This window comes from Microbacterium sp. Leaf161 (assembly GCF_001423645.1).
GTDB lineage: Bacteria > Actinomycetota > Actinomycetes > Actinomycetales > Microbacteriaceae > Microbacterium > Microbacterium forte.
Window position 1 is genome coordinate 2075207 of sequence record NZ_LMOW01000001.1, and the last position, 13376, is coordinate 2088582.

The following is a 13376-nucleotide window of genomic DNA, read 5'->3' on the forward strand; positions in this document are numbered from 1 at the left end:
GGCGGGAATAGGCTGGATGCTGTGACCAGCACATTCGTCTCAGACCTGTTCGACCCGGACGAATGGGTGCTCGCGCCCGGTGCCGAGGACTACACCGACATCACCGCCCACGTCAGCACGGACGGCGGAGTCGCCCGCATCGCGTTCAACCGCCCAGAGGTGCGCAACGCCTTCCGCCCGCACACCGTCGACGAGCTCTACCGCGCGCTCGATGACGCACGGCAGAACCCCCGCATCGGCGCGGTGCTGCTGACGGGCAACGGTCCGAGTCCGAAGGACGGCGGCTGGGCGTTCTGCTCCGGCGGCGATCAGCGCATCCGCGGCCGCGACGGCTACAAGTACTCCGACGACGAGACGACCGTGCACGACCCCGCGCGGGCCGGTCGCCTGCACATCCTCGAGGTCCAGCGCCTCATCCGCTTCATGCCCAAGGTCGTCATCGCCGTCGTCCCCGGGTGGGCGGCGGGCGGCGGGCACTCGCTGCACGTGGTCTGCGACCTCACGATCGCCTCGGCCGAGGAGGCGCGGTTCAAGCAGACCGATGCCGACGTGGGCAGCTTCGACGCCGGCTACGGTTCGGCGTACATGGCGAGGCAGACCGGGCAGAAGTTCGCACGCGAGGTGTTCTTCCTCGCGGAGGAGTACTCGGCTCAGCGCGCCTACGAAGCAGGAGCCGTGAACAGGGTCGTTCCGCACGCCGAGCTCGAGCGCGAGGCGTTGAAGATGGCGCGCACCGTGCTCACCAAGTCGCCCACGGCGATCCGCATGCTGAAGTTCGCATTCAACGCGGTGGACGACGGGCTCGTCGGGCAGCAGGTGTTCGCGGGCGAGGCCACGCGTCTCGCCTACGGCACCGACGAGGCGGTCGAGGGCCGCGACTCGTTCCTCGAGAAGCGCGACGCCGACTGGTCGTCGTTCCCCTGGCATTACTGAGCGGATCGAGACGCACATGGTCGCGCTGACGCCGACGGATGCCGAGGATCCGGCCGAACTGCGCGACGCCCTGGCGCGGGCGCTCGACGGCGGGCCGGCGCTCGGCTTCGGGATGCTCGGTGACGCGCCGAGATCGGTGCCGGACGGCACGGCCGTGGTGATCGCGACCTCCGGCTCCAGCGGCGTCCCCAAGCGTGTGGCATTGAGCGGCGAGGCGCTGCGGGCGAGCGTCGAGGCCACTACCGCGAGGGTCGGCGGCGGACGCTGGCTGCTCGCGCTCCCGGCCGGATATGTGGCGGGGCTGCAGGTTCTGGTGAGGTCGCTGATCGCCGGTACGCACCCGGTCGCGCTCGGCGGTCGGTTCTCACCCGAGTCCTTCGCCGATGCGACGCTGTCGATGCTCCGTCCGTCGGGAGGCTCCGCAGCGATCCCCGAGCTGTACACGTCTCTCGTGCCCGCGCAGCTGTCGACACTGCTCGACGCCGCCGACGACCGACCGGTGCGGGCCGCGCTGCAGGCCTACCGCGCGATCCTCGTCGGAGGGCAGTCCCTGCCCGAGCCGCTGCGGGAGCGGGCCGCCGATCTCGGCGTCCGGCTCGTCCGCACGTACGGTTCCACCGAGACCTGCGGCGGATGCGTGTACGACGGCGTTCCCCTCGATACGGTCGCGGTGCGCACGGTGGACGGGGAGCTGCGCATCGCCGGTCCGATGCTCGCCGACGGGTACCTCGGCGACGGGGAGCTGACCGCGAAGAACTTCTCGCGCGACGAGCACGGCATCAGGTGGTACCACACGGGCGATCTCGGGCTCTTCGACGACGGAGTGGTGCGGGTGCACGGTCGCGCGGACAACGTGATCGTCTCGGGCGGCATCAACATCTCCCTCGACCGCGTCGAACGGCTGGTCCGCAGCGTTCCAGGACTCACGGGCGCCGTGGTCGTCGGCGTGCCGGATGAGCGATGGGGCGAGGCTTCGGTGATCGTCGCGCCGCGCGGCGAGGTGCTGCGGCGCAGCGAGGCCGAGCAGCTCTCGCACGCGCGGGATCTCGTGGCGGAGGAGCTCGGCAAGCATGCGCGTCCCGTGCGGCTGATCATGGTCGACGAGCTCGCCGTGCTGGCCTCCGGCAAGCCGGATCGCGAGTCGATCAGACGGGCCGTCCTCGAACTGCACTGACGGTCGATTCGGTCGGACGAGGGTTTCTTGCCAGACTGAGGCATGGCCACCTACACCCACGGGCATCACGAGACCGTCCTCCGCTCCCACAGCAGCCGCGACATCTCCAACTCCGCGGAGTACCTCCGTCCGCACCTCGCCGAGACCACCACGCTTCTCGACGTCGGAGCGGGGCCCGGCAGCATCACGGTCGACTTCGCCGGCGTCGTCGCCCACGTGACGGCGACCGAGATCGATGAGAGCGCGCTCTCACTCTCGCGCGATCTCGCGTCGAGCAGAGGTCTGCACAACCTCGACTTCGCGGTCGAAGACGTGCATGCGCTGAGCTTCGCCGACGACACCTTCGACGTCGTGCACGCGCACCAGGTGCTCCAGCACGTCGGCGATCCCGTGCAGGCGCTGCGCGAGATGCGTCGGGTCGCGGCACCCGGCGGTGTCGTGGCGGCACGCGACGCCGACTATGCGGGCTTCATCTGGTTCCCCATGCTCCCGGAGCTCGACCACTGGCTCGACCTGTATCGCCGCGCCGCACGAGCAAACGGCGGCGAGCCCGATGCAGGGCGTCGCCTCCTCGCCTGGGCGCGGGCGGCCGGCTTCGACGACATCACGGTGACGACCTCCAACTGGACGTACGCGAACCCGGAGGATCGAGCCTGGTGGGGCGGAATGTGGGCAGACCGCATCCTCGAGTCGGCGCTCGCGCGGCAGCTGGTCGACAGCGGGATGGCGACGTCGAGCGACCTGCAGGCGATCAGCGACGCGTGGAAGCGCTGGGCCGCCGACGGCGACGGGTGGTACCTCGTGCCGCACGGCGAGATCATCGCCCGCGCCTGACGCGCTCCGCGGATACATCTGCAGGCGGATGCGAGGCGGACGCCGTGCCGCGTAGCGTGGGGGAGTGATCCGCCCGCTCTCCCGCACGGCGCTCGTGCTCGACATCGTCGGGGCGACGCTGCTCTTCAGCATCCTCACTCCTTTCTCCGTCGTGTTCTACGGTCCTGGGACGATCGGCCAGGGAATCGACGGTGCCGCGGTCGCGGCGATTGTGATCGCGGGCATCCTGATGTTCGGCGGCGTCGCGATCGGCAGGCTCGCTCCCGGGCTCGCTCTCGCCGCGGCCTGGGCAGGGGCGATCGTGCAGATGCTCTCCGGATTCGGGCCGCTGCCGATCGACGTCGCCATCCTCCTCGTGCTCTATGCGACCGCCGCGTGGGGATCGCGGGTCGTGCTGTGGTGGGGATTCGGCTCGGCGCTGTTCGGCGCCTTCGTGTCAGCGGTCTACCTGGTGGTCGTCACCGGCGTGACCTCCGGAACCAGCGGCTGGGATCAGCTGACCACCGGCACGCTGCTCCTCGTCGTCTCGGTGCTCGCTCTCGGCTTCGCGTGGGTCTGCGGCCTGCTGTGGCGCGTCATCCTCCGCGCCCGACGCACACGGTCCGCCCAGCTGGAGGCGGAGTCGCTCGCGGCTGAGGAGCAGGAGCGAGTGCGAATCGCCCGAGACATGCACGACATCGTCGCGCACTCGCTTGCCGTGGTGATCGCCCAGGCAGACGGGGCGAGGTACGCGGCGGTCACGAAGCCCGAGATGGCCACCGAGGCGCTGGGAACGATCGCGCAGACCGCTCGCAGCGCCCTGAGCGACGTGCGTCTGCTGCTCACCCAGCTGCGCCACCGACAGGGCGACGGCCCGCAGCCGACGCTCGCAGATCTCGAAGCGCTGTTCGCGCAGGTGCGACAGGCAGGCGTCGAGCCTCGCATCACCGTCGACCCGATGCCTCCCGGCGAGCCGCCGGGGGCGATCCAGCTCGCGGTGTACCGCATCCTGCAAGAGGCGCTCACCAATGCCATCCGACACGGCGACGGGGCGGTCGATGTGCATCTCGCCTGGCTTCCTGATCGCGTCGACATCGGGGTGCGCAACATCGTGGGCAGCGAGCAGCCGCAGATCGGCGTCGGCCACGGAGTGATCGGCATGCGCGAACGGGCTCAGCTCGTCGGAGGTAGCCTTCAGGCGGAGCGTCAGGGCGCACAGTTCGTCGTCGCCGCCTCGCTCCCGATCGGAGAAGTCGCATGATCAGGGTCGTCCTCGTCGATGATCAGGCGCTGTTCCGCGCCGGAGTCCGCATGCTGCTCGCCTCGCAGCCCGACCTCGACGTCGTCGGAGAGGCGGGAGACGGCCGCGAGGGAGTCGCTCTCGTGCGCGCGACTCGACCCGACGTGGTGCTGATGGACATCAGGATGCCTGTCATGGACGGTCTCGCCGCGACCGCCGAGATCCTCGCTCAGCCCGACCCGCCGCGCATCGTCATGCTGACCACCTTCGACCTCGATGAGGCGGCCGCGCGCGCCATACGTCAGGGGGCGAGCGGATTCCTGCTCAAGGACGCCGACCCCGAGTTCCTCCTCGCCGCGATCCGCACCGTGCACTCGGGGTCGAGCGTCATCGCCGCGTCTGCGACCCGTGAGCTGTTCGAGCACTTCGCCGAGGAGCCGAAGCCGGTGCCCGCGCAGTTCTCCGCGCTCACCGACCGCGAGCGGGAGATCTTCGCGCTCGCGGCCAGGGGTCTGTCGAACTCTGAGATCGCCGCTCGCGAGTACCTCAGCGAGGCGACCGTGAAGACCCATATCAGTCGCATCCTGACGAAGCTCACCCTGCGGGACCGCGTGCAGCTCGTGGTCTTCGCCTTCGAGCACGGGCTCGCCTGACCGGACGAGCGCCCGCGGGATCATCCTTGCGATGTAGACGGATGCGTCGTCAGGGCGACGCGGCGGGGCACCAGCCGTCCGTAGCGTCGAAGGCATGGAGATCACGACCACCGACCTCGGGCTCGCAGCCCGCGTCCAGCACCTCACGAAGACCTACGGATCCGGCGAGGGCACCGTCCACGCGCTCGACGACGTCAGCGTCGGCATCCGCCGCGGGCAGTTCACCGCCATCATGGGTCCGTCCGGTTCGGGAAAGTCCACGCTCATGCACATCATGGCCGGCCTCGACACCCCGACGCAGGGGAGGAGCTGGATCGGCGACACGGAGATCACCGAGCTCGGAGACCTCGACCTGACGATCCTTCGCCGGCGCCGAGTGGGGTTCATCTTCCAGGCGTTCAACCTCGTGCCGACGCTCACCGCCCTCGGCAACATCATGCTGCCGTTCGAGCTCGACGGACGCCGACCGAGCGCGATCGAGAAGGCGCGCATCGATGGTCTGATCGAGACGCTCGGTCTCGGATCGCGGCTGCATCACCGACCGCATCAGCTGTCGGGCGGTCAGCAGCAACGGGTCGCTATCGCCCGCGCTCTCGCCACCGCGCCCGACCTCGTCTTCGCGGATGAGCCGACCGGCAACCTCGACTCGAAGACCGGACGCGAGGTGCTGCAGCTGCTCGCGACCGCGAGCCGCGAGCACGGGCAGTCGATCGCGATGGTCACGCACGACGCGATCGCGGCGAGCTACGCCGACCGGGTGCTGTTCCTCGGCGACGGGCGGATCGTCGCCGATCATCCGCGTCAGAGCGCTGAGCAGATCTCGGCCTACATGCTCGCCGCCGAGGTCGCGGCATGAGCGCCGTTATCGACTCTCCGGTCCGCACGGTCGTCGCTCAGACGTCTGCGACGGGTCCGCGCCTGGCATGGCTGCGCGACCGTGGCATGGGAGCCAGCATCCTGGTCGCGACGCTCTCGGCCGCCTTCGGTGTGGTGCTGGTCGAGACCACGGCCTATCTCGGAGCGGTGCTGCAGGCCGACCCGTTCATCGGCGACAGCGAGACGCTCGCGTTCGTGGTGGGGCTGCTCTCGGTGCTCCTCACGGGTGTCGCGATGTACGTCGCGGCGATCGTCACGGCGAACACCTTCTCGACGATCATCGCGGGGCGCACTCGTCAGATCGCGCTGATGCGCCTCATCGGCGCGACTGCGCGCTCGCAGCGGGCGCAGGTCGGCAGGCAGGGGTTCGTGGTCGGCGTCATCGGCGCGGCACTGGGTCTGCTCTCGGGCCTCGCGATCGCAGCTGTCGGGGTGCAGATCGGCTCCGGACTGATCGAGAACGTGCCGACCGGCTTCTCCCTCGCGCAGCCGTTCATCGCACTGCCCGTGATCGGCGTCGCCCTCACCACCTGGGCTGCGGCCTGGGCAGGATCCAGACGCGTGCTCGCCGTCACACCGCTGCAGGCGATCGGCGGATCGGTCGAGCGCAGCCACGAGGAGATGTCCCGCCCCGGACGTCACATCGGTGCGTGGGTGCTGCTGGGCGCCGGCAGCGTCCTGCTGGCGGCGGGGGTCGTCGTGGGGCTCGCGCATCCCCTCGGAGTGGTCGTCGCCTTCTTCGGTGGACTGCTGTCCTTCACAGGACTCGCGCTCGGATCGGTGCTGTTCATGCCGCCCGTGCTGCGTCTGGTGGGTCGGATGTTCGGCTCGAGTGCCACCGCACGGCTCGCGGCCCAGAATGCCCTCCGCTATCCGGAGCGCTCCTCACGCATGGTGATCGGCGTGGTGATGGGGGTCACGCTCGTCACGATGTTCGCCGTCGCTCTCGAATCGGTCAAGCAGATGCTGATCGGTCAGGTCGACGGCGAGACACCCGCCGAGTTCTTCACCCCGTTCGATGCCTTCGCGTCGGTGATGATGGTGCTCGTCGCCGTGTCGGCGGTGATCGCCGCGGTCGGCCTGGTCAATCTCCTGACGATCGGCGTCGTGCAGCGTCGCCGCGAACTCGGTCTCCTACGTTCGATCGGTCTGTCCAACGGGCAGGTGCGCCGCATGGTGCTGCTGGAGGCCGCGCACATCACGGTGGCCGCAACGGTGACCGGGTTGATCCTCGGCGTCGCCTACGGATGGATCGCGGCGCAGTCGCTGCTCGGATCGGTGCCGACCCTGCCCGACTTCGAGCCCGCCGGGCTCGTCGCACCTCACGTGCCGTGGCTGCCCGTCGTCATCATCGTCGCGGCGACCGCTGTGCTGACCCTGGTCGCTGCTGCGACGCCGACCCGTCTCGCCACGCGGGTGGCGCCGGTCGACGCGCTCGCTGCAGACTGACGGCAGCCGTGCGCCAGCACGCTCTGTGACCGAATCGGTCATCGGAGCGTTCTGGCGTATCCGGTCGCTCTAGGCTGGACGGATGCCGTCTCCGTTCGACCAGTCCACGTATCAGGTGCGCCTCGACTGGGGCGTCGAAGGGCTCGATCGCCTCGCTCCGGCCGACGTCGTCGTGGTCGTCGACGTGCTCCGCTTCTCCTCCACGGTGGCGGATGCGGTCGCCGCCGGGTCCACGGTCTCGCTCGACGACGCACGTGGGTGGTCTCGTAATGGCGCCGCGGTCGCCACCCGTGCCGGTGATGCCGTGGTGCTGATCGGAAGCCTCCGAAACGCCTCGGCGGTGGCGCGAGCGATCGCCACGCTGCAGGACCGCAATCAGGCGCGCACATCGGTGAGCGTGATCGCGGCGGGCGAGGCCGACGCCGACGGTGCAGTGCGGTTCGCAGTCGAAGACCACCTGGGTGCCGGCGCGATCATCGCTGCACTGACCGATCTGGGCATCGACCACACCGCGCCCGACGCGGCCGTGGCAGCCGAGGGGTTCCGAGCGTTGAAGAGGGCGCTGCGCCATATGGTCAGCGCCAGCGGATCGGCACGCGAACTCGCAGAAGGGGTCGCCGCGACCGATCGGATGCGGGCTTCCGGCGTGGTCCCGACGACGACGTCGAGCGCTGCCGAGCTCGATGCCATCTCTGCCGTGCCCGTGCTGCGCGATGGGGTCTTCGTCGCGTTCGACTGACCGGTTCGTTCCGGCTCGCGACGACGAGATCGCGGGAAGCCCGCGAATGTGTGCTCGCCGGCGTCGCTTCGCAGTGCGGTCGGCAACAGGCCGCGCACTCGGCACGGGTTTCGCCTCGTGCGACATAGGGTCGTGGCATGAGGTTCGTCCCCGCATTCATCGTCGATGCCGTCCTGGTGCTCGTCTTCGCCGTGATCGGCCGTGCCTCGCACGGCGAGAGCCCCGGAGGGTTCCTGATCACCGCCTGGCCCTTCATCGTCGCGCTGCTGGTGGGGCACGTCGTGGCGGCTCTGCTGCCGGCCCGGCCGCGTCGTCCGTGGTCGCTCGGATGGGGTGCCGTCGTCTGGCTCGTCACGGTCGCGGGGGGACTCCTGCTGCGGGTCGCAACGGGAGACACCGCTCAGATCGCGTTCATCATCGTCGCGACACTCGTGCTCGGAGTCTTCCTCCTCGGCTGGCGCGCCGCGGCGGCGCTCCTACGCCGGCGCGCCGGGCGCACGAGCGACAGCGGTGCGTCACCCGAACACTCCGACGACGCGGATCCGGTCGATGGAGTCGTGCACGACGAGATCGCCGAACACGAGGTTCAGGTCGAGGACGGCCCACAGGCAGAGTCAGCGCCCGGGGCCGATCCCGAGACGGGAACTCAACCGCGCTGACGGCATCGGCCTTACGCGACGTGATTCCGACCTCGCAGCGTGTCGACGCTGTCAGCGTGACATCTGGGCGGCGAGCTTCGTGTCGGCCGAGATCTCGCGACGTGTCCAGTCGAAGAGAAAACGGGCGTCGTACGAGCGCGAGCAGCGCGCGCACGACGTGGCGCGTGACGGGCGCCGGTGCCGGTACGTGACATGACCTGCGGGGCATCTGCCCACCCACGGCGCGAGCTCGACAGCGGTCTCGCCGTGATGGGTCGTTCCGCCGACATAACCCAGGTCCCGGGCCACGCGCTTCCAGGTCGCGCCGTGCGCGGCCTCATGACCGGCGAGCGCATGCGCCACCTCGTGCAGCAGCACCTGGTGGATCTCGTCGTCTTCGAACCGGGCTGCCAGATATCGCGACACGGTGATGCGTTTCTTCGTGTAGTCGCACTGCCCCGCCCGGCGCTTGGCGTGGTCGAAACCGAACGACCAGCTGTCGTCGAGGTGCATCGTGATCAGTGCTTCGCCCCAGACGCGCACCCGGTCAAGTTCCGCCATGCGATCAGGCTAAGCCATACCGCCGACATCGCCGCGTCGGACCGCTCAGCGCAGCGTCAGCCGGCTCAGCGCAGCGTCAGCCGGCTCGATGCACCGTCAGCCCGCGACGAGCTGGGTCGTACGCCGCCGCTCGGCGGCTTCGATCGCGAGCAGCACCGTCTCGAGCTCCCCGTCCTGGGCTCCCGCTTCACGACGCAGGAAGAGGGACTGCTTGAAGCTCTCGCGGGCCGTCTCGTAGTCGCCGGCTTCGTAGGCGTTCTTGCCGTGGTGGTGATGGGCGAAAGCCGCGATCGAGACCCAGCGCTGCCCTTCCGCCTCGGCTGCGCACGTGGCGAGCTCCTGTGCGGCGGCGGCGTGCGCGCCGCGGTACTGCAGGATCGTGGCGTGCAGCACCCGGGCACGCAGAACGTCCTTGCGGGTTCCGGCCATGCGAGCCTGTCGCACGGCTTCGTCAGCGAGGGGGAGGGCTTCGTCCAGGCGGTCGAGCACCTTCAGCAGCCAGACGCGCTCGAGCAGGGCCGGAAGGCTGCGCTGACCGTCGATCTCCTCCAGTCGTGCCGCACACTCATCGAGATCGACGCGCTCGCGAAGGCTCTCGTGGTCATAGCCTCTGATGAAACTCATTGCTCTCCTTCCGCAGCGTCCCCCGTCAAGTGTGCCTCGCGACGGCGCCGTCGTCGGGGCGGCACGCCCCGCGTCCTCGCATCCGATCTCGATCGAGGTGCTCAGCGGAGGAACAGCGAGGCATCCGGGCGAGGCGAGGCCACGGCATCCGCATCCGTGACCACGCGTGCACCCTGCACGAACGCGGTCACCTCGGCGCCCTGGGCGATCTTCGCCGGATGCGGTCCGGCGGCCAGCATCCTCGGCAGCCATTCGGTCGGGAGGGGAGCGGCAGACGCCGCGATCACCAGGTTGCCGAACCTGCGGCCCTTGAGCACCTGCGTGTCGGCGAGGACGCCGATCTCGGGAAGCACCTCCGCGATCGTCGCGACCTGACGTCGAGCGAAGGCGAGGCCGGGGCCGTCGGCGACGTTCACGAGCAGCACGCCTCCCGGTGCGAGCAGCTCGGCGAGTTCGCGGTAGAACTCGATGCTGGTGAGGTGGGCAGGCGTCTGGGCGCCCGAGTAGACGTCGGACACGACCAGATCGCAGCTGCCGGCGATGGCCGGCGGAAGACGGCGGACGCCTTCGCGGGCGTCACCGATCCGCAGTCTGATCGACGCGCCTCTCGGCAGCGGAAGATGCTCGCGCACGAGTGCGGCCAACGGAGCCTCGAGCTCGATCACCTGCTGCCGCGAACCGGGCCGTGTGGCCTCGATGTAGCGGGGGATCGTCAGCGCTCCCGCTCCGAGGTGCACCGCGGTGAGGGGGCCGCCCGCGAGCTGGTCGATGACTGCGCCCATGCGCACGATGTACTCGAAGTGCAGGTGCGTGGGGTCATCGAGGTCGACGTGCGACTGCGGGGTGTCGTCGACGATGAGCTCGAACCCGGTGGTGAACTCCGACGGCACGATACGGGCGATGCCTCCGTGGTCGAGGCGGGCCTGCGGGTGTTCGGTGTCCTTCGCGCGCGTCCTGCCCATCCTCCGAGACTACGCGCTCACTCCGCCTGGACGCCGACCGAGCAGGTCTCCTGGTCGAGGGTCTGCCCCGAGATCTCCGGGGGGAGGGTCGCCCGCGCCTCCGGCGCCTCGGTCGCCGTCTCGACCGGCTCGTCGACGGGCGGCGGCGTCGCGAGCTCCACGCTCCGATGCGTCGCGACGTCACCGGCGAGCGTGATGGGCTCTCCTGCGATGAGCGCCGCCCAGAGCGGGGCCGCGGCGTCGTAATCGGGTACGACCTTGTCGCTGTCCTCCGGGTCCGTCAGGTTCGGGTACTGCACGAACACGAAGTCCGAGAACTCGACATCCTTCAGGGCGAGCGCCAGCTGTGTGAGGGTCAGGGCGTTGCTCAGCGACTCGCTCGGCACGATGTTGTCGGCGACCGTGTCCATCAGCCGAAGCACCTTCGACGGGTCGGTCAGCGTCTCGGCGCTCAGGATCTTCTTGGCCAGTCGCGACATGTACTGCTGCTGATTCGAGATGCGGGCGAGGTCGCTCCCGTCGCCGACTCCGTGCCGTGTGCGGATGAATGCGAGGGCGCTGGCGCCCGACACCGTGTGCGTGCCGACCGGCAGGTCGACACCGGCGAGGGTGTCGTGGATGCCTTCACCCGCGACGCACACGTCGACTCCGCCGATCGCATCGGTGATCGCGATCACGCCGTCGAAGCTGATCTTGGCGGCGAACTCGACCGGCAGTCCGCTGAGATCGGTCACGGTCTTCGCGACGCACGAGACACCGGCGTGCTCGAAGACCTCGTTGATCCGGCCCTTCGACATCCCCGACGCGGTCGAACCGTCTTCCCTCTCGCACTCGGGCACCTCCAGCCCGAGGTCGCGGGGGAACGACACGACGGTGACTGCGCGAGGCGCCGCCGAGACGTGGACCAGGAGGGTCACGTCGTTCAGGGCTCCCTGGTCGCTCTGGGCGCATCGATCGCCGAGGATCTTCGTCGAGACCTCTCCGCACTCGTCCGTCCCGACGATGAGAAGATTGAAGGCCTCGTCGCTCGGGTACGCGCCCAGCGACGGAGGAGCCACCTCCACGTCGTCCTCGAGGGTGACCGCACCTTCGCCGACCCGGTTCAGCACGTCCGCGGCGACGAAGCCCGCCACCGCGACGGACGAGACGAGGATCGCTGCCAGGGCGACTCCGAGGAGTCTGAAGAGAGTCGAGAACGCACTGGGCGTAGGAAGATCCGCGTGGCGCGCGACCGTCGAGCGGTTCGCGTCGTCGAGGGCCCCTGACATGCCGAGAGCCTACCCGCGGAGGCCGATGTTACGGCCGCATGACGTTTCCGAGAATAACTTGCAGGGAATTAGTTAGTGATGAATACTTTTTCCTACGTGGTAGGCACCCGATGCCGCCAGGACGTTCAAAGAGGAGATCCCTGATGCACAAGCGCATTCTTCCGGTCATGGCGCTGGGCGCCGTGGCCACACTGGGCCTGGCGGCCTGTGCCGGTGGCGGAGCAGACACCGGCGGAGCCGTCGACGGAGAGGGCCAGGAGCTCACCGTCTGGATCATGAAGGGCACGAACCCCGACGCGACTGCGTTCTACGACGAGGTATCGAGCGCCTTCGAAGACGAGACCGGGGCCACGGTCAAGATCGAGGAGATCCAGTGGGCTGACGCTCACGACCGCTTCGTCACGTCGATCGCCGGCGGCACCACGCCCGACATCGCCGAGACGGGCACCACCTGGACAGCGGAGTTCGCGGACGCAGGTGCCCTGGAGCCGCTCGACGAGTACGTCGACGCTGAGAAGGGCCTGCGCGACGACCTCGTCGAGGGTCTCGCGGTCGCCGGCACCTACGACGAAGAGCTGTACGGCATGCCGTGGTACGCCGGTGTCCGCTCGATCGTCTACCGCACCGACGTGTTCGAGGAGCTCGGTCTCGAGGCTCCGAAGACGTGGGACGACATCGTCGCCGCCGGTGAGGCGATCAAGGCCGCCAAGCCCGACATGCTGCCGTTCCCCGTCGCGGGCGACGCCGAGTTCCAGGTGTACCCCTGGGTCTGGGGCGCGGGCGGCGAGGTCGCGACCCTCGACGGCAAGACCTGGACGAGCGAGCTCGACAGCGAGGAGTCGCAGGCCGGCATCGAGTTCTACACCGGACTCGCGACCGAGCACGGCTTCTCGTCGGCCGGCGCCACCACGTGGAAGGAGACGGACCTCCGTGACTCGTTCACGCAGGGGAACGTCGCCATGATGCTCTCAGGCTCGTGGACCCCGAAGGCGCTGATCGAGGCGAACCCCGAACTCGACGGCAAGATCGGCGCGGCAGTGATCCCGGGCGAGGACGGCGGAATCGCTCCGTCCGTGCTCGGAGGCTCGCACCTGTCGGTCTTCAACACGACGAAGAACGCCGACCTCGCGTGGGAGTTCGTCAAGCTGATGACCACGGGCGAGTTCGCCGAGCAGTGGGCTGATGAGACCGGCTACTTCCCGGGCGTCCAGTCGGCGATGGAAGAGGCCCTCGCCTCGACCGACCCGCTCGTCGCTCCGTTCGCACAGCAGATGGTCGAGGGCGGCGCATCCGTGCCCGTCACCCCGAACTTCGGAGCCGTCCAGGCGAAGAAGACCACCAACTCGATGATCCAGGCGATCCTCGGCGGGCAGAAGGACGTCGCCACGGCGACGAAGGATGCCGCAGCCGAGATGACCGAGCTGCTCAACAAGTAAGGCTGTATCC

General features: G+C 69.2%; 14 protein-coding genes. 10 read left to right on the plus strand and 4 right to left on the minus strand.

What is annotated here, in order from left to right:
* Positions 1 to 21 precede the first annotated feature (21 nt).
* The 9 genes from ASF87_RS09995 (at position 22) to ASF87_RS10035 (ending at position 8536) form a co-directional block, all read left to right on the plus strand.
* Positions 22 to 933, plus strand: coding sequence for a 1,4-dihydroxy-2-naphthoyl-CoA synthase (locus ASF87_RS09995; RefSeq protein ID WP_042539039.1), 912 nt, complete (start codon positions 22 to 24; stop codon positions 931 to 933).
* 16 nt (positions 934 to 949) lie between these two features.
* Positions 950 to 2107 (plus strand): AMP-binding protein, encoded by a 1158-nt coding sequence (locus ASF87_RS10000; protein WP_056375712.1) that lies wholly within the window; start codon positions 950 to 952, stop codon positions 2105 to 2107.
* A gap of 42 nt (positions 2108 to 2149) precedes the next feature.
* A complete protein-coding gene (locus tag ASF87_RS10005; RefSeq protein WP_056375713.1) occupies positions 2150 to 2941 on the plus strand; it encodes a class I SAM-dependent methyltransferase in 792 nt (263 codons plus the stop codon).
* Between the two features lie 64 nt (positions 2942 to 3005).
* Entirely contained in the window at positions 3006 to 4181 is a 1176-nt protein-coding gene (locus ASF87_RS10010; RefSeq protein WP_056375714.1) for a sensor histidine kinase, read from the plus strand.
* A complete protein-coding gene (locus ASF87_RS10015) occupies positions 4178 to 4813 on the plus strand; it encodes a response regulator (protein WP_056375715.1) in 636 nt (211 codons plus the stop codon). The genes ASF87_RS10010 and ASF87_RS10015 overlap by 4 nt, the downstream gene beginning before the upstream one ends.
* Before the next feature lie 94 nt (positions 4814 to 4907).
* Entirely contained in the window at positions 4908 to 5669 is a 762-nt protein-coding gene (locus ASF87_RS10020) for an ABC transporter ATP-binding protein (RefSeq protein WP_056375716.1), read from the plus strand.
* Entirely contained in the window at positions 5666 to 7138 is a 1473-nt protein-coding gene (locus ASF87_RS10025; RefSeq protein ID WP_056375717.1) for an ABC transporter permease, read from the plus strand. Before ASF87_RS10020 ends, ASF87_RS10025 begins: the two co-directional genes overlap by 4 nt.
* An 82-nt stretch (positions 7139 to 7220) precedes the next feature.
* Positions 7221 to 7877 carry a 2-phosphosulfolactate phosphatase gene (locus tag ASF87_RS10030; protein WP_056375718.1) on the plus strand — a complete coding sequence of 219 codons (657 nt, stop codon included), beginning with the start codon at positions 7221 to 7223 and terminating at the stop codon, positions 7875 to 7877.
* Between the two features lie 137 nt (positions 7878 to 8014).
* On the plus strand, positions 8015 to 8536 hold the full coding sequence (locus tag ASF87_RS10035; RefSeq protein WP_082508827.1) for a DUF3054 domain-containing protein: 522 nt from the start codon (positions 8015 to 8017) through the stop codon (positions 8534 to 8536).
* A gap of 51 nt (positions 8537 to 8587) precedes the next feature.
* Here ASF87_RS10035 and ASF87_RS10040 read toward each other — a convergent pair whose 3' ends face one another.
* From ASF87_RS10040 to ASF87_RS10055, 4 genes are all read right to left on the minus strand, one after another.
* Complete coding sequence (locus ASF87_RS10040) at positions 8588 to 9076, minus strand: SprT-like domain-containing protein (protein WP_056375719.1); 489 nt, start codon at positions 9074 to 9076, stop codon at positions 8588 to 8590.
* Between the two features lie 96 nt (positions 9077 to 9172).
* A complete protein-coding gene (locus ASF87_RS10045) occupies positions 9173 to 9700 on the minus strand; it encodes a hypothetical protein (RefSeq protein WP_056375720.1) in 528 nt (175 codons plus the stop codon).
* A 101-nt stretch (positions 9701 to 9801) separates the two neighbouring features.
* Complete coding sequence (locus ASF87_RS10050) at positions 9802 to 10662, minus strand: spermidine synthase (RefSeq protein ID WP_056375721.1); 861 nt, start codon at positions 10660 to 10662, stop codon at positions 9802 to 9804.
* Positions 10663 to 10679: 17 nt separating this feature from the next.
* On the minus strand, positions 10680 to 11930 hold the full coding sequence (locus tag ASF87_RS10055; protein ID WP_056375722.1) for an LCP family protein: 1251 nt from the start codon (positions 11928 to 11930) through the stop codon (positions 10680 to 10682).
* 143 nt (positions 11931 to 12073) lie between these two features.
* Here ASF87_RS10055 and ASF87_RS10060 point away from each other — a divergent pair, with 143 nt between their 5' ends.
* Positions 12074 to 13366, plus strand: coding sequence for a sugar ABC transporter substrate-binding protein (locus ASF87_RS10060; protein ID WP_056375723.1), 1293 nt, complete (start codon positions 12074 to 12076; stop codon positions 13364 to 13366).
* Positions 13367 to 13376 lie beyond the last annotated feature (10 nt).

Coding starts and splice junctions, on each gene's coding strand:
- ASF87_RS10055 (WP_056375722.1), bottom strand. CDS start 11,930: ATGTCAGGGGCCCTCGACGACGCGAACCGCTCGACGGTCGCGCGCCAC.
- ASF87_RS10020 (WP_056375716.1), top strand. CDS start 4,908: ATGGAGATCACGACCACCGACCTCGGGCTCGCAGCCCGCGTCCAGCAC.
- ASF87_RS10015 (WP_056375715.1), top strand. CDS start 4,178: ATGATCAGGGTCGTCCTCGTCGATGATCAGGCGCTGTTCCGCGCCGGA.
- ASF87_RS10005 (WP_056375713.1), top strand. CDS start 2,150: ATGGCCACCTACACCCACGGGCATCACGAGACCGTCCTCCGCTCCCAC.
- ASF87_RS10025 (WP_056375717.1), top strand. CDS start 5,666: ATGAGCGCCGTTATCGACTCTCCGGTCCGCACGGTCGTCGCTCAGACG.
- ASF87_RS10060 (WP_056375723.1), top strand. CDS start 12,074: ATGCACAAGCGCATTCTTCCGGTCATGGCGCTGGGCGCCGTGGCCACA.
- ASF87_RS10050 (WP_056375721.1), bottom strand. CDS start 10,662: ATGGGCAGGACGCGCGCGAAGGACACCGAACACCCGCAGGCCCGCCTC.
- ASF87_RS10000 (WP_056375712.1), top strand. CDS start 950: ATGGTCGCGCTGACGCCGACGGATGCCGAGGATCCGGCCGAACTGCGC.
- ASF87_RS10040 (WP_056375719.1), bottom strand. CDS start 9,076: ATGGCGGAACTTGACCGGGTGCGCGTCTGGGGCGAAGCACTGATCACG.
- ASF87_RS10045 (WP_056375720.1), bottom strand. CDS start 9,700: ATGAGTTTCATCAGAGGCTATGACCACGAGAGCCTTCGCGAGCGCGTC.
- ASF87_RS10030 (WP_056375718.1), top strand. CDS start 7,221: ATGCCGTCTCCGTTCGACCAGTCCACGTATCAGGTGCGCCTCGACTGG.
- ASF87_RS10035 (WP_082508827.1), top strand. CDS start 8,015: ATGAGGTTCGTCCCCGCATTCATCGTCGATGCCGTCCTGGTGCTCGTC.